We start from the raw sequence: 18,930 nt of genomic DNA on the forward strand, positions 1-18,930 counted from the left end.
AAGGCGTTCCGCTCGTTCTTCGAGCGTGTCAAGGCCGGGCGCACCCCCGGGTTCCCCCGGTTCAAGGGACGCGGCTGGTTCGACACGGTGGAGTGGCCCAAAGACGGCGACGGCTGCCGGTGGGACTCCCAGCCCGGGCACCCGACCGCCACCTACGTCCGGTTGCAGGGCGTCGGGCATGTCCGCCACCTACGTCCGGTTGCAGGGCGTCGGGCATGTCCGCGTCCACCAGCACCGGCCCGTCGAAGGCCGGGTGAAGACGATCGCGGTGAAGCGCGAGGGCTCTCGCTGGTACGTCGTGCTGTCGTGTGACGACGTGCCCGCCGAGACGTTGCCCGCCACAGGCGCCGTGGCCGGCATCGACCTGGGCGTGGCCTCGCTCGTCACCACGAGCGACGGCGAGCACGTCGCCAACCCGCGCCACCTGGCCGCGACCGCTGATCGTCTCGCGGACGCTCAGCGGGACCTGGCCCGCAAGAAACGCGGGTCCAAGCGCCGCCGTAAGGCGGTCGCGCGGGTGGCCACCCTGCACGCCAAGGTGCGACGGCAGCGCCTGGACGGCGCGCACAAGGCGGCGCTGGCGCTGGTCCGCGACCACGACGTGATCGTGCACGAGGCGCTGCAGGTCGCAAACATGACCCGCTCGGCGTCCGGAACCGTAGAGGCGCCCGGACGCAACGTGGCCGCCAAGTCCGGCCTGAACAAGTCGATCCTCGACGCGGGTTGGGGGGTGTTCCTGCAGGTCCTCGCGCACAAGGCTGAAAGCGCCGGTCGAGAGCTGATCGCAGTCAACCCCGCCAGCACCTCCCGCACGTGTGCCGCCTGCGGCCACTGCGCGAAGGAGAACCGCGTCAGCCAGGCCGTGTTCGCCTGTACGGCGTGCGGGCATACCGCGCACGCCGACGTGAACGCGGCGGTCAACATCCTCAGGGCAGGGCTTGCCCTTCGCCAGGCTTCGGAAGCGGCTTAGCGAGAAGCCGCTCCCTTCAGGGAGCGGAGGAGTCACGACAGTCCCCTTCTCCAGTCCGGCATCTGATCATCGCCACCCGGAGCGGCCCGCTCAACAGGCGGAGCGGTCAGCCGTCCGGTGGGGCGGGTCAGCCGTCCGGTGGGGCGGCGGGTTCAGCCGCCGGTTCATGACATGAGCTGATGTGCCCGTCGCGGTCCGGTTGGAAGGCTGACTACCTCGATGCAGACGGTCGGAAGGAGTCGGACACATGTCGGAAGTGAGCAGGGGGAGCGCGAAGCCCGGCCGCACGGCGGTCAGCCGTCGTGGGCTGCTCGCCGGTGCGGGTGCCGGAGCGGTCACGGGGGCGGTCGCCGGGGCGGCCGGCACGTGGGGTGCGCAGGCCGCGTCGGCGGAATCGGGCTCGGCGGCGTTCGGGCCGGTGCTGATCCGTCCTGGTGACCCCCGTTACGACACCTTGTTGCGGGGCAACAACTTCCGGTTCGCGGGCCGGCCGGACGAGATCCGCGTGTGCGGCTCGACCGACCAGGTGGTACGCGCTGTGTCGGACGCGGTGCGCTCCGGCAGGCTGATCGCGGCGCGCAGCGGCGGGCACTGCTTCGAGAACCTCACCGGCGACCCGGCGGTACGCATGCTGCTCGACCTGTCACCGATGGACGAGGTCACCTACGATCCCCGCCGGCGAGCGTTCGCCGTGCAGCCGGGAGCGACGCTCGGCCACGTGTACCGGACGTTGTTCAAGGGCTGGGGCGTGACGATCCCGGCCGGCAGCTGCCCGGGGGTGGGCGCCGGCGGGCACTTCTCGGGCGGCGGCTACGGCGCCCTGTCACGGCGCTACGGTTCGGTGGTGGATCACCTGTACGGCGTGGAGGTCGTGGTGGCCGACCGCGACGGCACCGCCCGCGCCGTGGTCGCCACCCGCGAGCCCGGCGACCCGAACCATGACCTGTGGTGGGCGCACACCGGCGGTGGCGGCGGCAACTTCGGCGTGGTCACCCGGTACTGGCTGCGCTCACCCGGCGCGACCGGCGCCGACCCGTCCGCGCTGCTGCCGCCGTCGCCGCAGCGGATGTCGCAGCGGGCGATCTTCTGGTCCTGGGAGCACATGACCGAACAGGCGCTCACCGGGCTGCTGCGCAACTTCGGGACCTGGCATGAGCGCAACAGCGCGCCCGGCTCGCCGTACGCCGGGGTGTACGGCATCCTCCATCTCTCGCACCGTGCCGGTGGAACCGCCATGCTGGTCGCCCAGATCGATGCGGACCTCCCCAAGGCGGACGACATGGTGAGCGCGTTCGTGTCCGCGGTGACCGAGGGCGTCGGGCTGACGCCGGTGCTCGACGTGCAGCGTACGATGCCGTGGTTGCACCCGATGACCTGGCCGGGCACCGGCGAGGCCGGCGACGTGCTCACCCGCCGGTACAAGATCAAGGCCGGCTATCTGCGACGCCGCTTCACCGAGGCCCAGCTCGCGGCCGTGCACCGCAACCTGACGAACACCACCGGCGGGCCGGAGTCCGGCCTGCTGCTCATCGGCTACGGCGGCCAGGTCGGCGCGGTCAAGCCGGAGGCCACGGCGATCGCCCAGCGCGACGTGGTGATGAAGGCGGTCTACCAGACCATCTGGAGCGAGAAGAAGGACGACGCGGCCAACCTCGCCTGGGTGCGCCGCTTCTACCGCGACGTGTACGCCGACAGCGGCGGCGTGCCCGTGCCCGGCGAGGTCAACGACGGCTCCTACATCAACTACGCCGACGCCGACCTGGCCGACCCGCGGTGGAACACCTCGGGAGTGTCCGCGCAGACGCTCTACTACAAGGACAACTACCCGCGCCTGCAGCGGGTGAAGGCCGCGTGGGACCCGCGCAACGTCTTCAGGCACGCCCTGGCCGTCGAGCCGCCCCGGGCGGGCTGACCGCAGTGCCGCGTTAGATTGTCCGCTACGAGCGATTCCCGGGGAGGAGGGTTGCGGATGAACGATCCCATGACACGGTGGCCCGTGCTGACGGCCGTCGGGGCGTACGCGCTGCTGGCGTTCCTGACCGCGGTCACCGTGGCCGACCGGTCGGCGTCCGGCGAGTCCCACCTCACCGACCTCGTCCTGTCCGCGCTGCTGGCGGCGTGGATGCCGGGAATCCACGCCTCCCGTCCCACCGGGCGCGGGCGTGTGCCGGTGAAGGCGCTCTTCCTCGCCGTGGTGATCCTGCTCTGGGCGGCCCTCGTGGTGCGGTCGCCGTGGTTCGGCTTCTTCACCCCCGCCGTCTACGTCTACGCCTTCCACGTCCTGCCGTGGCCGTGGCAGACGGCCGGCATCGCCGCGGTGGGCGCGGTGGCGGGCACGGCGCAGGCGTACGGCGTCGACAAGACCACGGTCGTCGGCTGGGCCACCTACGGCGCCATCATCGCCGCGAACGTCGTCCCCATGTGCGCCTTCGCCTGGTTCGCCTGGCGCGACGACGAGCGGAACGAGGAACGCGACCGCGCGCTCCACGAGGCGCGTGGGGCCAACCGCAAGCTGGCCGCCTCGCTGGCGGAGAACGCGGCCCTGCAGGAGCAGCTCCTGGCGCAGGCGCGCAACGCCGGAGTGCAGGACGAGCGGCAGCGGATGGCGCGCGAGATCCACGACACGCTGGCGCAGGGGTTCACCGGCGTCATCAGCCAGTTGCGCGCGGCCGAGCACGCCGGCGACGACCCGCCGGGATGGCGCCGGCACGTCGCCGCCGCGACCGAGCTGGCCAGGGAGAGCCTGTGGGAGGCGCGGCGGTCGGTGCACGCGCTGCGTCCGGAGCCGCTGCGGGCGGCGCGGCTCAGCGAGGCGCTGGCGGGCGTCGCCGAGCGCTGGTCGGCGTTGCACGAAATCCCCGTCCAGGTCACGACGACCGGCACGGCGCGGCCGATCCGGCCGGAGTCCGAGGTCGCGCTGCTCAGGATCGCGCAGGAGGCCCTGGCCAACGTGGCCAAGCACGCGCGGGCGACCAGGGTGGGGGTGACGCTGTCGTACCTGGAGCACGAGGCGGCCCTCGACGTCCGCGACGACGGCGGCGGCTTCGACCCGGCCGGGCTCGGCGGCGCCGCCGGCGGCTCGGGGGCCGATCGCGGCGGGTTCGGGCTGATCGCGATGCGGCAGCGGATCGAGAGCGTGTCCGGCAGCCTGCGGATCGAGTCGGAGCCGGGCACCGGCACGGGCATCTCGGCCCGCGTCCCCTCCGAGCCGGCGGAGGTGTGCGCGTGAGCCGGCCGATCGGGCTGCTGGTCGTGGACGATCACCCCGTGGTCAGGGACGGGCTGAGCAGCATGTTCGCCCGCGAGCCCGAGTTCGAGGTGCTCGGCGAGGCCGGCGACGGAGCCGAGGCGGTCCGGCTGGCTCTGACGTTGCGCCCCGACGTGATCCTCATGGACCTGCGGATGCCCGGCATGGACGGCGTGAGCGCGACCAGGGAGCTCGCGGAGCGCGGGTCCGGGGCCCGGGTGCTGGTGCTGACGACGTACGACACCGACAGCCATGTGCTTCCCGCGATCGAGGCCGGCGCCACCGGCTACCTCCTCAAGGACGTTCCCCGCGACGAGCTGCTGCGCGCGGTCCGCGCGGCGGCCCGGGGCGAGGCGGTGCTCGCGCCGTCGGTGGCCGCACTGCTGATGAACCGCGTGCGCGCGCCCGTCCCCGGGCCGCTCAGCGCGCGCGAGGTCGAGGTGCTCCAGCTGGTGGCGTCAGGGGCCACGAACAGGGAGGCGGCGGCCCGGCTCTTCCTCACCGAGGCCACGGTCAAGTCCCACCTGCTGAACATCTACGCCAAGCTCGGGGTGAACGACCGCGCCGCCGCCGTCACGGAGGCGTTCAACCGGGGGCTGCTCGTCCCGCGGCCGCCCGAGCCCACCTGACGGCAGCCGGGGTCCGCCTCGCCTCCCGGGGCCGGCCCCTACGAAAGTCGCAAGAGCCGGATGACTTTCGGCGGGGACGGTTCGCCGTCGCGGCGCGGCACGGTTGAGCGCATGAAGAAGACCGTGGCCGCGAGCGTGCTCGCGCTTTCCGCATCACTGTCCACCCTGGGCGCGATCCCGGCCGAGGCCGCCCTGCCCGTCACCGCCCTGCCCGTCACCGCCCTGCCCGTCACCGCCCTGCCGGCGCCGACGGGTGACCACCCGGTCGGCAGGACCGACCTGCACCTGATCGACGCCGGCCGTCCCGACCCCTGGGTCGCCGACCGCGAGGCGCGCGAGCTGATGGTCTCGATGTGGTACCCGGCGCGCAGGGCGGCGGGCAAGCGCGCTCCGTACCTCACGCCGAAGGAGTCGGAGCTGATCCTCAGGAGTGAGCCGCGGCTCGACGACGTGCCCGCGGGCACGCTCGCCAGGACCGTGACGCACGCCCGCGCCGGCGTTCCCGCGCTGCGGCGCAAGGGCGGGTGGCCCCTGGTGGTCCTGTCGCCCGGCATGACGATGCCCCGCGCGAGCATGACCTCGCTGGCCGAGGAGTTCGCCAGCCGCGGCTACCTGGTGGCGGGCATCGAGCACACCTACGAGTCGCTGGCCACCACCTTCCCTGACGGCAGGACCGTCACGTTCGAGGCGGGAAAGGCCGGTCAGACCCCTGAGACGGGGGAGAAGGTGGCCCGCGTGCGGGCCGCGGACACCGAGTTCGTCCTCAAGCGGCTGAAAGCGGACAAGCGCTGGAACCGGCTGATCGACGAGAGGAGGATCGCCATGGTGGGCCACTCGGTCGGCGGCCAGAGCGCGGCGCACCTGCTGCCCGCCTCCGGGCGGATCAAGGCCGCGGTCAACCTCGACGGCACCTACAACCCCAAGACGCCGGCCAAGCCGCTGGTCAAGCCCTTCATGATGATCGGCAATCCCCGGCACCAGCCGGAGGCGGGCGGCAAGGACGGCTCGTGGGACCTGTTCTGGCCGCACGTGAAGGGCGATGCCAAACGCTGGCTGACGGTGACCGGCGCCGAACACATGAGCTTCATGGACTACGCGGTGCTGCTGCCGCAGCTCGGGATGCCCAAGACGCCGATCGACGGCAGGCGCGCCCTCACGATCACGCGCGCGTACGTCACCGCCTTCCTCGACACGCACCTCAAGGGCGAGCGCCGCCCCCTCCTGGACAAGCCGTCGCGGAAGTATCCCGAAGTGAAGTTCTGGTAGCCCTCGCGCGGTGCGGGGCCCGCCCGGCGTCACGGAGAGCCGGGCGGGCCGGAGGCTCACCAGTCGTGGACCGTGCCGTCCTTGAGCCGATTGAACGGCAGGTACGCCGCCTGGTACGGAAAACGCGCCGCCGCCTCCTCGTCGAGCTCCACGCCGAGCCCCGGCGACTCGCCGGGGTGCAGGTAGCCGTCGGCGAAGGTGAACGACTGGCGGAACACCTCGTTGGTCGCGGCGCCGTGCTGCATGTACTCCTGGATGCCGAAGTTGTGGATCGCGAGGTCCAGGTGCAGGGCGGCGGCCATGCCGACCGGCGAGATGTCGGTCGGCCCGTGGATGCCGGACTTGATCTGATACTGGGCGGCGTGGTCGAGCAGTTTGCGCATGGCCGTGATCCCGCCGGTGTGGGTGACGGCGGAGCGCACGTAGTCGATGAGCTGCTCGCGGATCAGCGTCTGGTAGTCCCACACGGTGTTGAAGACCTCGCCGATGGCCAGCGGGGTGGTGGTGTGCTGCCGGACCAGCCGCAGTGCCTCCTGGTTCTCCGCCGGCGTGCAGTCCTCCAGCCAGAACAGGTCGTACGGTTCGAGCGCCTTGCCGAGCTTGGCGGCCTGGATGGGGGTCATCCGGTGGTGCCCGTCGTGCAGCAGCGGCAGCTCGGGCCCGAACTCGTTGCGCACCGCCTCGAACACGCCGGGCAGGTGGCGCAGGTAGGCGCGGGTGTCCCAGTCCTCCTCCGCGGGCAGCGCGGTGCGCTGGGCCGGCTCGTAGTCGTAGCGTTTGCCGTCGACGCTCGGCTGCGCGGCCACGCCGTACACGGCGTCGATGCCCGGCACGGAGGTCTGCACCCGGATCGAGCGGTAGCCCAGCTCCAGGTGCCGGCGGATCGAGTCGAACAGCTCGGGCAGGTCACGGCCCGAGGCGTGCCCGTACGCCATGATCCCGTTCCTGGAGGCGCCGCCGAGCAACTGGTAGAGCGGCATCCCCGCGGCCTTGGCCTTGATGTCCCACAGCGCCACGTCCACGGCCGCGATGGCGGCCATGGTGACGGGCCCGCGCCGCCAGTACGCCGAGCGGTAGAGGAACTGCCAGGTGTCCTCGATGCGGTGCGGATCGCGCCCGATCAGCAAGGGGACGACGTGGTCGGCCAGGTAGGACGCGACCGACAGCTCACGGCCGTTGAGGGTGCCGTCGCCCAGCCCGCTGATGCCCTCGTCCGTCGTGATCCTGAGGGTGACGAAGTTGCGGTCGGGGCTCGTCACGATGACGTCCGCAGCGGTGATCTTCACTGAGTGCCTTTCTCACGGATGGTACGAGGGACGGCCCGGGGAAGGCGGGTCACCATTCCGCGAAGGAACCGTCCCGGTGCCGCCAGACGGGGCTGCGCCAGGAGTGCCCCTTCTTGGCGGCGGCGCGGACCTGCGCATCGTCGATCTCGATGCCCAGGCCGGGCGCGGTGAGCCGCTCGACGTGCCCGTCCACGAACGCCAGCGGGGTCCGGTCGGCGCAGTAGTCGAGCACGTCGGCGCCCCGGTTGTAGTGGATGCCGAGGCTCTGCTCCTGGATCAGGTAGTTCGGCGTGGCGAAGCCGACCTGCAGGCAGGCCGCGAGGGCGATCGGGCCGAGCGGGCAGTGGGGGGCGAGCTGCACGTCGTACACCTCGGCCAGCGCGGCGATCTTGCGTACCTCGGTGATGCCGCCGGCGTGGGAGAGGTCCGGCTGGGCGACCGCGATCCCGGCCTGGAGGACGGGCAGGAACTCCTGCCGGCTGTAGAGCCGTTCCCCGGTCGACACCGGGATGGTGGTCGAGCGTACGAACTCGCCGATGAGGTGGGAGTTCTCCGGGACGACCGGCTCCTCCATGAACAGCGGCCGATACTGCTCCAGCAGCGGCGCCAGCCGCCGGGCGTTGGCCAGGGTGAAGCGCCCGTGCAGGTCGACGGCGACGTCGCGGTGGTCGCCGAGCACCTCGCGGGCGGCGGCGACCCGGGCGACCACGCCGTCCAGCTCCGCGACCGACGCGACCGGGCTCATCCTGCCGGACGCGTTCATCTTCACGGCGGTGAGCCCGGCCTCGACCTGGGCGGCGATGTGGTCGCGCACCTCGCTGGGCTCGTCGCCGCCGACCCAGCCGTACACCCGGATGCGGTCCCTGACGGGGCCACCGAGCAGCTGGTGCACGGGTGCGCCGAAGTGTTTGCCCGCGATGTCCCACAGTGCCTGGTCGAGGCCCGCCACGGCGCTGGCCAGGATCGGGCCGCCCCGGTAGAACGAGCCCTTGGTCATCACCTGCCAGTGGTCCTCGACGCGCAGCGCGTCCCGGCCGACCAGCAGCTCCGCGAGCTGCTCCACGGCGGCGCGCACGGTCTCGGACCGCCCTTCGCAGGTGGCCTCGCCCCAGCCGACGATGCCGGAGCCGGTCTCCACCCGGACGAACAACCAACGGGGGGCGACCAGGAAGGTCTCGATGCGTGCGATGGTCGTCATTCCGGTCAGCCCTTCGTCGCGCCGGCGGTGAGGCCGGAGACCACGTACTTCTGCACGAACAGCGCGATCACCATGATCGGCAGCGTCACCACGGTGGTGGCCGCCATCAGGCCGCCCCAGTCGATGCTGGCGTAGCCGACGAAGTCGAAGATCGCCACGGGAAGGGTCTTGGTGTCGGCGTCGGAGAGCACGAGCGCGAACATGAAGTTGTTCCAGGAGAAGATGAAGGAGAGGATCCCGGAGGTGGCGATCCCCGGCATGGACAGCGGCAGCGTGATGCGCCGGAACGCGCCGATGTGGGTCAGCCCGTCGACCAGCGCCGCCTCCTCCAGCTCCGTGGGCAGGCTGTCGAAATAGCCCATCATGATGTAGACCACGAGCGGCAGTGAGACGAACATGTGGCTGATGATCAGCACCCCGAAGCCGCCGACCATCTTCAGGTTCGAGAAGACGTAGAACCAGGGCACCAGGAGCGAGACGCCGGGGATGACCCGGGCCATCAGCACCACCAGCGCGGACTTCCTCATGGCGAACCGGCTCATCGAGTACGCCGCCGGCAGGCCGAGGATCAGCGACGCCACGGTGGCGGCGAAGGCCACCCAAAGGCTGTTGACGATGAACTCGACGTAGTTCGCCTGCTGGAGCACCTTGGCGTAGTTGCCGACGGTGGGGGAGAAGACCAGCGCCTTGCCGGGGTCGTAGATGTCGACGTTGGTCTTGAACGACGCGGCGATCATCCAGACCAGGGGCGCGATCAGCCCGAGCACCACGACGGTCAGCGCCACCACCCGGAACGCCCGGTACGCGGGCCGTGGCCTCATCGCTCGGCCTCCTTGCGGCGGGCGGTCAGGGCCCACATGGCCCCGATGATGATCAGGAAGAACAGGATGAGGACGGTGGAGGAGACGCCGTACTCGTTGTAGTCGAAGCTGAGGCCGTAGGCGTACACGTTGAGGGTCTCCACCTCGTGGAACGAACCGCCGCCCCGCCCCTTGGTGGCGTAGAGGATGTCGAACGTCTTCAGCGCGTCGATGCCGCGCAGCAGGATCGCCACGGTCAGCGTGGGCGCCAGCAGCGGCAGCGTGACGTGCCGGAAACGCTGCCAGGTGCTCGCGCCGTCGATGCGCGCCGCCTCCTGCGGCTCGTCCGACAGCGAGGTCAGCCCGGCCAGCAGGATCAGCGCCACCATCGGCGTCCACTGCCACACGTCGATGAAGATCGTGGTGGGCAGGGCCGTGTACTGGCCGGCGAGCCACGGCTGCGGCCCGATGCCGAACCAGCCGAGCAGCTGGTTGGCCAGTCCGATGTTCGGGTCGAAGATGAGCCGCCACATCATGCCGACCGCGACCGGGGTGGCGACGAGCGGCAGCAGGACGGCGACGCGCACCCACTTCTGGCCCTTGAACGGCCGCCAGAGCAGCAGGGCGATCGCCATGCCGAGCACCACCTCGAACAGCAGCGCGACGCCGGTGAACGCGGCGGTCCTCCCGACGGCCGGCCAGAACCGTTCGGTGTCGGAGAGCACGTCGAGGTAGTTCTGCAGGCCGATGAACTCGCTCTCCGCGCGGACGGACCCCTCGGCGTCGGTCAGGCTGAGATAGCCGGTCCAGGCCAGGGGGAACACGAGCAGCGCGGCGACGAAGGTCATCGCGGGCGCGGCGAAGATCCACTTACGGTGGTGGTCCACCCAGCGCACCCAGCCGGGCGTGCTGGGGGCGGTGGGCGTGCCGCGCGCCGCCTTGGTCGTGATGGTTGCCATGGGGTCTCCAGGGGGACGGGGTACGCGGGCGACGGGGGCTCCGGCTCCCGTCACCCGCGTGTGCCGCTGTGCCGCTTACTTGGCCTCGTCGTCCAGGAACTTCTGGAACGCGGCATTGGCCTTGTCGGCGGAGGCGGCGGCGTCCTGGCCGGTGATCGCGTCCACGATCGGCTGGCCGACGATCTCGCGGGCCTCGGCGACCTGGACGACCAGCGGCCGGTCATGGCCCACGCCGTCCTTGGTGCTGGCCGCGATGGCCTCCGCCAGGTCCTCGGGGAAGGTGGAGGTGCCTTCCGGGTCCTCCCAGACCGAGGTACGGGCGCCCGGCACGCCGGACTTCTGCTGGGCCAGCGTCTGCTCCTTGCTGGTGGCCCACTCGATGAACTTCCAGGCGTTGTCCGTGTTCTCGGAGCTGTCGTTGATGCCCAGCGCCCACGACGGGATGTTGTACGGCTTGGAACCGGCCGGGCCGGCCGGGAACGGGGCGAAGCCCACCTTGTCCGAGATCTTGGACTTGGCCGGGTCGGTGGCGTTCTTGTAGAGCGAGTTCGCCTCGGTGTAGAAGGCGGCCTTGCCCTGGGTGAAGATGGCCATCGCCTCGGGCCAGCCCATGTCGGTGCTGACGTTCGCGGGGCCGGAGTCCTTGATCAGCCCGCCGTAGTAGGCGAACGCCTGCTTGGCCGCCTCGCTGTTGACCGCGGCCTTGCCGCCGCCGTCGACGAAGTCGCCGCCGAAGCTGTAGAGGAAGCTGGAGAACTGGGTGACCGCCGTCGACTTCCCGGTGCGGGAGACGAATCCGGCGACGCCGGGCTCGGCCTCCTTGATCTTGGCGGCGGCGGCCTTCAGCTCGTCGAGGGTCTTCGGCGGGGCGCTCAGGCCGGCCTTGTCGAGCAGGTCCTTGCGGTAGTAGAGGACCTCCTGCTCGGTGATGATCGGGATCCCCACCGGCTTGCCCTCGTACGTCGTGGTCTGGACCGGGCCGGCCTGGAAATCGCTGAAGTCCCAGGTCTCGGACTTCACCTGGGCGGACAGGTCGGCGAGGTACTTGTTCTTGGCGAAGAGCTTGCCCTCCTGCAGGGGGCGGTACATCATCACGTCGATGTCGGCCGAGCCGGCGTTCAGCTTGACGTTGTACTGGTCGGAGAGCTGGTCCTCGCCGAGCTGGGTGACCTCGACCTTGAGCCCGGTCTGCTTCTCGAACTCGGGCAGCGCCTTCTTGATGTTCTCGGTCCAGACGTGGTTGGCCAGGGTGACCCGGATCGTCTTGGACCCGCCGGCGCTGTCGTCGCCGCCACCGCCGCAGGCGGACAGGCCCATGGCCACGACCACGGCCAGAGATGTACCGAATATCGATCGACGTCGTCGCACGTCATCTCGCCTTTCTGTCATGGCCGCCGCCCCCGGAACCGGGCCACGCTTTCATAGCATCCGCTTAATGCCGGGATGCTAGGACAAATAAGCTGATTTATACAAGAGCTGACTTCCAACTGATATGCTTTATTCCGTGGATCAGTCTTCAGCCCCGGGGGGCGCACCCACCCAGCCAGCCCCTCCAGAGGCCGGGCTGCACGCACGTGTCCTCGACCACCTCGGCACCGCCATCTGCACCGGTGAGATGGCCGCGGGCTCCGTCCTCAGCATCGACGACCTGGTCGACCGCTGCCAGGTCTCCCGTTCGGTGGTCCGCGAGGTGCTGAGGGTGCTCGCGTCCATGGGGCTCATCGAGAGCCGGCGCCGGGTCGGCATCATGATCCAGCCCGCCGAGGCGTGGAAGGTCTTCGACCCCCGGGTGATCCGCTGGCGGCTCGCCTCCGACGCCCGGATGGCGCAGATGCGCTCGATCACCGAGCTGCGCACCGCGATCGAGCCGCACGCCGCCTGGCTGGCCGCCGAGCGCATCAGCGACGACGAGGCCAGCGAGTTAGTCGGCGTCGCGGGCAAGCTCTGGGCCGCCGGCAAGGCCGGCGACGAGGCGCGCTTCCTCGATCTGGACATCGACTTCCACCGGAGGGTGCTGGTCGGCTCCGGCAACGAGATGTTCGAGGAGCTGCAACTGATCGTCGCCGAGGTGCTCGCCGGCCGTCACCACTACCACCTGATGCCCCACTATCCCGACGAGCAGGCGTTGCAGCTGCACACCGACGTGGCCCACGCGATCCAGCGGCGCGACGGCGAGCGGGCCAGGCGCGCCATGGTCGGGATCATGGAGCAGGGGTTCGCCGAGATGCGGTCGTTGTGGGAGCGCACCTTCGAACCGGACGGCCCCTGACCCTGCTCAGCCCGTCGCCGAGTCGCGCATGCGCCCGTGGGCGTCGTGCGGCAGGTCGGCGTAGTGCCACTGGTGGTCGCGGGCCTGCCGGCAGGCCGTCTCCAGGTCGCCGCCCTCGATCGCGGCCAGCAGTTCGGCGTGGTCGCGCACGATGTCGTGCAGGTCGACCTCGGTGGCGACCATCGTGACCGAGGTGCGCGCCTCGATCTGCAGGCCCTCCCAGGTGAGCTTGAGCAGCTCGTTGTGCGCGGCCTCGACGACGTGGCGGTGGAAGGAGACGCTCGCCCGCGCCGACGCCTCGCTGTCGCCGGCCTCCGCGGCCGCCCGCATCGCCTCAACCTCGGCCCGCATCGCCTCGACCGGCACGGTGCCGGCCAGCAGGGCCAGCCGGGTGGCGGTCTCCTCCAGCGCCGCCCGCACGACGTAGCTCTCGCGCAACGTCTCCTGGATGAAGGGCCGGACGAAGGTGCCCCGGCGCGGCTGGGTCTCCACCAGCCGCATGGCCTCCAGCTCGCGCAGGGCCTCGCGTACGGGCGCCTGGCTTGTGCCGTACGTGGCCGCGAGCCGCGTCTCGACCAGCCGCTCACCGGGCCTGACCTGGCCTGAGACGATCCTGCCGACCAGCGAGTCGCGGATCTGCCTGGCCAGCGTGAGACGCGGCAGCTTGGAGGGCTCTTCGGTCACGGGGACGATCCTACCGATTATCGATGAAGGCTTGACGCCTTCCCGTCGATAATCAATTATCGATAATTAGTGAGGAGGCCGCACATGGCGATCCAGGCGGTGCACGTACCGGAGTCCCTCGACGACGTGGTCGCCTGCTCGGCGCGCGGCGGCCAGGTCATGGGCGGGGGCACGGCCCTGATGCCCCTCGTCAACAGCGGGTCCGCGGCCGTGACCGAGCTGGTCAGCCTCCGCCGCGCGGGCCTGGGCGGCATCGAGGTCGCGGGCGGGGTGGCCACGATCGGGGCGGCGGCCACGCTCGCCGCCGTCGGCGAACATCCCCGCCTCGCCTTCCTGCGGCCGGCGCTGCGCACGATCGCCTCACCGACCATCAGGAACCAGGCCACCGTGGGCGGCAACCTGTTCGTCGCGCAGCCGTACGGCGACCTGGCCGTCTGCCTCCTCGCCCTCGACGCCACCTGTGAGATCGCCGGCCCGGACGGCAGGAGAGACGCGCCCGTCGCCGACGTCCTGGCCACCGGCATCACCGCGGGCGAGGTCGTCGCCGCGGTACGGATCACGCTCCCGCAACCGGGCGCCTGGCACTACCACAAGGCCATGCGCCGCCGCCTGAACTCGGCGTCCATCGTCACCGTCGCCTCCGTCGCCGCGCCCGGCGGCCGCAGGATCGTGCTGGGCGGCGTCGCCCCGCGTCCCGTGCGCGCCTTCTCCGCGGAACGCCTGCTGGACGGCCGGCCGCTCACCCCGGAGAACGTCACCGAGGCGGGCGAGGCCGCCCGCGCCGACATCGACCCCTTCGACGACGCCTACGCCAGCGCGTGGTACCGGGCCCGGGTCCTGCCCGTCCACCTGCGCCGCGCCCTGCTCCCCGAAGCGCTCCCCGAAGCGCTCCCCGAAGCGCTTCCCGAAGCGCCCCCGAAGTGCTCGCCTGAAGCGCTCGCCTGAGGCGTTTCCCCTGAAACGCCCGCACCGGAAGAGGTGGGATCGTGCCGTCACAGATCGTCTCACTCGTCGTCAACGGTGAACGGCGGGAGTTCATCGCCGCGCCGGGAGCCACGCTGCTCGCCTGCCTGCGCGAGTCGCTCGGGCTCACCGCGGCCAAGCGCGGCTGCGCGCAGGGCGCCTGCGGCACCTGCACGGTCCTCGTCGAGGGCCGGCCGGAGGCCTCCTGCCTGGTCCCGGTCGAGACCGTCGAGGGCGACTCCGTCCACACGCTGGAGGGCGTCACCGCCGGAGGCGAGCTGGACGAGGTGCAGAGCGCCTTCGTCGACTGCTTCGCCACCCAGTGCGGCTTCTGCACCTCCGGCATGATCATGGTGGCCGAGGCGCTGCTCGAACGGAACCCCGATCCGAGCGAGGACGACGTGATCGAGGCCATCTCGGGCAACGTCTGCCGGTGCACCGGCTACCGGCCCATCGTGATCGCCATCATGGAGGCGGCCAGGCGGCGCAGGGACAAGGCGGTGCCGCGATGACGTACCGGCTCGCCCCCATCGACACCGGCGCCTTCGCGGCCGAGCGGGACGGCGACGGCCTGACCGTGGTCGGCTCGGTGGTGCAGCGCTCCGACGCGCGCGGGCACGTCACGGGACGTACCGAGTTCTTCGAGGACGTGGCCCCGCCGCGGCTCGCGCACCTCAAGATGCACCGCTCGGCCCGGCACCACGCGCGGATCGCCGGCGTGGACGTGAGCGCGGCCCTGGCCGTGCCCGGCGTGCTGCGCGTCCTCACCCACGCCGACGTCCCGAACAACGTCTACACCGTGCTCAAGCTGATCGGTGTCGAGCCGGACGACGAGCCCGTCCTCGCCGTGGACAAGGTGCGCTACCTCGGCGAGCCCATCTGCGCCGTGGTCGCCGAGACCGAGGCGGCCGCGCTGGAGGGAGCGGCGGCGGTCGAGGTCGCGTACGAGGACCTGCCGGCGGTGTTCGACGTCGAGGAGGCACTGAAGGAGGGGGCGCCGCTGGTCAACGAGTACCAGGGTCAGAACCACTTCGTCTACGAGGGCCACCACTGCAGGCGGATCCGGTTCGGCGACGTGGAGGACGCCTTCGCCCGCGCCGACCACGTCTTCGAGTGGCGCTACCAGTCGTCGCCGATCGAGCAGGCCCCCGTCGAGACGACCGGCTGCGTCGTCGTCCCGCAGGCCGACGGGCGGCTGCGCATCCACTCCGACACCCAGGCGTGCTTCTTCACCCTGGACAACACCGCGCTGATCCTCGGCACGCCGTTCAACAAGTTGCGCATCGTGGGCGGGACGGTCGGCGGCGGTTTCGGCGGCAAGGTGGACGTGGTGGTCGAGCCGATCGCGTGCGTCGCCGCGATGGCGGTCGACCGCCCCGTCAAGTACGTCTACGACCGGGCCGAGGAGATGCAGGTCTCCTCGCCGCGCGCGGCCGAGCGCATCGTCATCAAGGACGCCGTGATGGACGACGGACGGATCATCGGCCGCAAGGTCACCCTGTACGTCGACGCCGGCGCCTACGCCCGCCACAGCCCGTACGGCACCACCAAGGCCGCCGCGCACCTGCCCGGCCCCTACTCGATCCCGAACGTGTGGGCCGACTGCCACTGCGTGTTCACCAACCGCACGCCGTCCAGCGCCATGCGCGGGTTCGGCGTGACCATCGCCGACTTCGCGCTGGAATCGCAGATGGACCGTATCGCCCGCGCGCTCGGCATGGACCCGCTGCGGCTCAGGCTGATCAACGCCTACCGCGACGGCGACCTCAAGGCCCACCGCAAGATCGCCGAGGGCACGGCCCTGGTCGAGGTGATCCAGAAGGCGGCGGAGCTGGCCGGGCACGAGCTGCCCGAGGACTGCCGCAGGATGTCCTCCACGACCCGAGAGGGGCTGTAGCGATGGCGAAGCTGCGCGGCCGCGGGTTCGCGTCGGTCAACTACCCGACCGGCATGAACCTGGGCGGCGACCCCTCGCAGGCGCTGATCCACGCCACGACCACGGGCACGTTCGTGGTCTCGCTGTCCTCGGTGGACCTGGGCCAGGGCATCAAGACGATCGCCGCCCAGTGCGCCGCCGAGACGCTCGGCCTGCCGATGGGCAACGTGCTCGTCGACACCGCCGACACCGACACCGGCCCGCACTGCATGGGCACTTTCGCCTCCCGCGGCAGCCACCGCGTCGGCAACGCCGTCATCATGGCCGCGGCCGAGGCGCGCGGCGTGATGCTGGAGGTGGCCGCCGAGGAACTGGAGGTCGACGCCGCCGACCTGGAGACCGACGGCAGCGGCTACGTCATGGTCAGGGGCGCGCGGGACAAACGCATCCACGTCACCGACCTGGCGATGGCCGCGCACTTCAAGCAGGGCAGGACGATCTCGGGACGCGGCGTCTACCTCAAGGAGCCGAGCGTCCCGGTGCCGGAGACGGGGGAGATGGACCCCGACTCCTGCCAGGCCCACGCGTGCACGGTCGCCGTCGTCGAGGTCGACGACGAGACCGGGGTGGTCGAGGTGCTGGAGCTGTTCAACACCTACGAGGTCGGCCGGGCGCTCAACCCCGCCATGGCGACGCAGCAGGTGGAGGGCGGCGCCTGGATGGGCGTGTCGCACGCCCTGTTCGAGACCACCGAGCCGTACTACCCGCTGCGCGACCACGGGCCGCGCGACTTCTCCGCCTACCTGATGCCCGGCCCCGCCGACGTCCCGTCGCAGCACAGCGTGATCCTGGAACGCCCGGCCGCGAACGGGCCGTACGGCGCCAAGGGGATCGGCGAGATGACGGCGAACGCCCCGATCCCGGCCATCGCCAACGCGATCTTCGACGCCTGCGGTGTGCGCCTGACGTCGATGCCGTTCGCCCCGGAACGCGTCCTGCGAGGGCTGGACGCCTTGAGGATGGAGGAACCATGTTGAAGGTCATTTCGCTGCTCAAGCGGGCCGAGGGCCTGTCCCACGACGCGTACGCGAAGTGGGCGGTGGAGGAGCACGTCGCCTTCGCCAGGAAGCTGCCCGGCCTGCGCAGGTACACGGTCAACGTCGTGGGCGGCGACGACGGGCCGTACGACTCGGTGCACGAGCTGTACTTCGACGACGAGGACGCCCGCGCCGCCGCGTTCGGCTCCGAGCACGGCAAGGCGGCGGCGGCCGACGCGTCCGCGCACACCTCGTCCCGCGTCCACCTGCTGACCACCGAGCACGTGCAGCTGTGACTCCCGGCCCCGGCGAGCTGGCCACGGCGCTGGAGGGGAAGGGCTATTTCGCCGACGAAGGGCTGTGCACGGCCGTCCACCTGGCGCTGCGCCTGGGACGGCCGCTCCTGCTGGAGGGCGAGCCCGGCGTCGGGAAGACCGAGGTGGCCTCGGTGTTGTCGCGGATCACCGGCCTGGAGCTGATCCGCCTGCAGTGCTTCGAAGGGCTGGACTCCGGCCAGGCGTTGTACGAGTGGGACCACCCCAAGCAGCTCCTCCACGTCCGGGTGGCCGAGAGCCGCGGCGAGGATCCCGGCGACCTCTATCGTGAGGAGTTCCTGCTGCGCCGGCCGCTGCTGCGCGCCGTGCGGGCCGAGCGGGGCGCAGTGCTCCTCATCGACGAGATCGACCGGGCCGACAACGAGTTCGAGGCGTTCCTGCTGGAGTTCCTCGGCGACTACCAGATCACGATCCCGGAGCTGGGCACCGTGCGGGCGGGCACGCCGCCGATCGTGGTGCTGACCTCCAACCGTACGCGTGAGCTGCACGACGCGCTCAAACGCCGCTGCCTCTACCACTGGATCGCCTTCCCGGAACCGGGACGCGAGCGGGCGATCCTCCGCGCGTCCGTGCCCGGCCTGGAGGAGCGGGCGGCCGACGGGCTCGTACGGGCGGTGCAGCGCGTACGGCGGCTCCCGCTCCTCAAGCGGCCCGGCATCGCCGAGTCGGTGGAATGGGCCCGCGGCGCCGTGGCCCTGGCGGAGGGCGGCGACCCGTGGCCCCTGGCGCTGCGCAGGGCCCTCGGCCTGCTGATCAAGGACGAGGAGGACACCCGGATGCTCCTCGGCCACGCGGAGGACGTGTTCAGCGATGCCTGAGACCGTCTCCGCGGGGCTCGCCGCCGATCACCTGTGGGGGTTCCTGGTCGCGCTGCGTCAGGCGGGGCTCCGTACCGCGCCGGCCAAGCGGGCGGACCTGCTGCGGGTGATCGCGGAGTCGCCGCCGTCCGGGATGGCCCCGCTGTACTGGTCCGCCCGGATCATCCTGCTCCAGGACGTGGCCGATCTGCCCGCCTTCGACCGCGTCTTCGACGCCTGGTTCCGGTACGGCGCCCGTACCGATCCGCCGATCCTCCGGGACGACGGCACTCCGTCCCCGGGCGGGCCCGGCGAGGACGAGCCGCCGGAGCACGAGGCACGGCCGGGCGACGGGACCGAGGCCAGCGCCCTGCGCACGTACGGCACGCGGGACCTCGGCCGCACCCGCGAGCGCACGCTCATGCGCGCGCTCGAAGCCGCCTGGCCCGCCGCGCTGCCCGCCACCGCGTCGAGGCGCCGCCGCCCGTCGAGGTCGGGCGACCGGCTCGACGTGCGGCACGCGTGGCGGCGCGCCCACCGCCACGACGGGGAGATCATCGACCTGCGCCGCCTCGCCCGCCCGTGACCTCCGAAACCGGGGTCACGCGCCGCCG

The 18,930-nt window shown here is 71.4% G+C and carries 19 protein-coding genes; 13 read left to right on the top strand and 6 right to left on the bottom strand.

Features of this window, described 5'->3' with window-relative positions:
* The first annotated feature begins 178 nt into the window (after positions 1-178).
* The 5 genes from E1295_RS40090 to E1295_RS40110 all read left to right on the top strand — a co-directional run bounded on the left by E1295_RS40090 (position 179) and on the right by E1295_RS40110 (position 6,112).
* Positions 179-970, top strand: coding sequence for an RNA-guided endonuclease InsQ/TnpB family protein (locus tag E1295_RS40090; RefSeq protein WP_246080932.1), 792 nt, complete (start codon positions 179-181; stop codon positions 968-970).
* A gap of 247 nt (positions 971-1,217) precedes the next feature.
* On the top strand, positions 1,218-2,882 hold the full coding sequence (locus E1295_RS40095; protein WP_132639215.1) for an FAD-binding oxidoreductase: 1,665 nt from the start codon (positions 1,218-1,220) through the stop codon (positions 2,880-2,882).
* 57 nt (positions 2,883-2,939) lie between these two features.
* Positions 2,940-4,199, top strand: a complete 1,260-nt coding sequence (locus E1295_RS40100; protein WP_132639217.1) for a sensor histidine kinase — start codon at positions 2,940-2,942, stop codon at positions 4,197-4,199.
* Positions 4,196-4,846, top strand: a complete 651-nt coding sequence (locus E1295_RS40105; protein WP_132639220.1) for a response regulator — start codon at positions 4,196-4,198, stop codon at positions 4,844-4,846. The genes E1295_RS40100 and E1295_RS40105 overlap by 4 nt, the downstream gene beginning before the upstream one ends.
* 111 nt (positions 4,847-4,957) lie before the next feature.
* The gene (locus E1295_RS40110) at positions 4,958-6,112 is read left to right on the top strand and encodes an alpha/beta hydrolase family protein (protein WP_132639222.1); all 1,155 of its coding nucleotides are present in this window, start codon (positions 4,958-4,960) and stop codon (positions 6,110-6,112) included.
* Positions 6,113-6,168: 56 nt separating this feature from the next.
* Here E1295_RS40110 and manD read toward each other — a convergent pair whose 3' ends face one another.
* The 5 genes from manD to E1295_RS40135 form a co-directional block, all read right to left on the bottom strand.
* Positions 6,169-7,398 carry a D-mannonate dehydratase ManD gene (manD, locus tag E1295_RS40115; RefSeq protein ID WP_132639224.1) on the bottom strand — a complete coding sequence of 410 codons (1,230 nt, stop codon included), beginning with the start codon at positions 7,396-7,398 and terminating at the stop codon, positions 6,169-6,171.
* 49 nt (positions 7,399-7,447) lie between these two features.
* Complete coding sequence (gene dgoD / locus E1295_RS40120; protein WP_132639226.1) at positions 7,448-8,596, bottom strand: galactonate dehydratase; 1,149 nt, start codon at positions 8,594-8,596, stop codon at positions 7,448-7,450.
* 5 nt (positions 8,597-8,601) lie between these two features.
* Positions 8,602-9,417 (bottom strand): carbohydrate ABC transporter permease, encoded by an 816-nt coding sequence (locus E1295_RS40125; protein ID WP_132639228.1) that lies wholly within the window; start codon positions 9,415-9,417, stop codon positions 8,602-8,604.
* Complete coding sequence (locus E1295_RS40130; protein ID WP_220449127.1) at positions 9,414-10,355, bottom strand: carbohydrate ABC transporter permease; 942 nt, start codon at positions 10,353-10,355, stop codon at positions 9,414-9,416. The genes E1295_RS40125 and E1295_RS40130 overlap by 4 nt, the downstream gene beginning before the upstream one ends.
* Positions 10,356-10,430: 75 nt before the next feature.
* Positions 10,431-11,723 (bottom strand): ABC transporter substrate-binding protein, encoded by a 1,293-nt coding sequence (locus tag E1295_RS40135; protein WP_220449128.1) that lies wholly within the window; start codon positions 11,721-11,723, stop codon positions 10,431-10,433.
* A 136-nt stretch (positions 11,724-11,859) separates the two neighbouring features.
* On the opposite strand from E1295_RS40135, the gene E1295_RS40140 reads away from it, so the two are divergent.
* A complete protein-coding gene (locus E1295_RS40140; RefSeq protein ID WP_220449129.1) occupies positions 11,860-12,624 on the top strand; it encodes a FadR/GntR family transcriptional regulator in 765 nt (254 codons plus the stop codon).
* A 6-nt stretch (positions 12,625-12,630) separates the two neighbouring features.
* On the opposite strand, the gene E1295_RS40145 is transcribed toward E1295_RS40140, so the two are convergent.
* A complete protein-coding gene (locus tag E1295_RS40145) occupies positions 12,631-13,308 on the bottom strand; it encodes a GntR family transcriptional regulator (RefSeq protein ID WP_132639234.1) in 678 nt (225 codons plus the stop codon).
* 84 nt (positions 13,309-13,392) lie between these two features.
* Between E1295_RS40145 and E1295_RS40150 the strand changes: the two genes are divergently transcribed.
* Genes E1295_RS40150 through E1295_RS40180 form a run of 7 tightly spaced genes read left to right on the top strand, consistent with a single transcriptional unit; the run spans position 13,393 to position 18,902 of the window.
* Positions 13,393-14,253 carry an FAD binding domain-containing protein gene (locus E1295_RS40150; protein ID WP_132639236.1) on the top strand — a complete coding sequence of 287 codons (861 nt, stop codon included), beginning with the start codon at positions 13,393-13,395 and terminating at the stop codon, positions 14,251-14,253.
* A gap of 41 nt (positions 14,254-14,294) precedes the next feature.
* Positions 14,295-14,783: a (2Fe-2S)-binding protein gene (locus tag E1295_RS40155; RefSeq protein WP_132639238.1), complete on the top strand. Its 489-nt coding sequence runs from the start codon at positions 14,295-14,297 to the stop codon at positions 14,781-14,783.
* On the top strand, positions 14,780-16,168 hold the full coding sequence (locus E1295_RS52065) for a xanthine dehydrogenase family protein molybdopterin-binding subunit (RefSeq protein WP_132639240.1): 1,389 nt from the start codon (positions 14,780-14,782) through the stop codon (positions 16,166-16,168). Before E1295_RS40155 ends, E1295_RS52065 begins: the two co-directional genes overlap by 4 nt.
* Positions 16,169-16,170: 2 nt before the next feature.
* The gene (locus tag E1295_RS52070) at positions 16,171-17,184 is read left to right on the top strand and encodes a xanthine dehydrogenase family protein molybdopterin-binding subunit (protein WP_132639242.1); all 1,014 of its coding nucleotides are present in this window, start codon (positions 16,171-16,173) and stop codon (positions 17,182-17,184) included.
* Entirely contained in the window at positions 17,178-17,480 is a 303-nt protein-coding gene (locus E1295_RS40170; RefSeq protein WP_132639244.1) for an EthD family reductase, read from the top strand. Before E1295_RS52070 ends, E1295_RS40170 begins: the two co-directional genes overlap by 7 nt.
* On the top strand, positions 17,477-18,337 hold the full coding sequence (locus E1295_RS40175; RefSeq protein WP_132639246.1) for an AAA family ATPase: 861 nt from the start codon (positions 17,477-17,479) through the stop codon (positions 18,335-18,337). The genes E1295_RS40170 and E1295_RS40175 overlap by 4 nt, the downstream gene beginning before the upstream one ends.
* On the top strand, positions 18,330-18,902 hold the full coding sequence (locus E1295_RS40180) for a hypothetical protein (protein WP_132639248.1): 573 nt from the start codon (positions 18,330-18,332) through the stop codon (positions 18,900-18,902). Before E1295_RS40175 ends, E1295_RS40180 begins: the two co-directional genes overlap by 8 nt.
* Positions 18,903-18,930: the final 28 nt, after the last annotated feature.

Source organism: Nonomuraea mesophila (genome assembly GCF_004352805.1).
Lineage (GTDB): Bacteria > Actinomycetota > Actinomycetes > Streptosporangiales > Streptosporangiaceae > Nonomuraea > Nonomuraea longispora.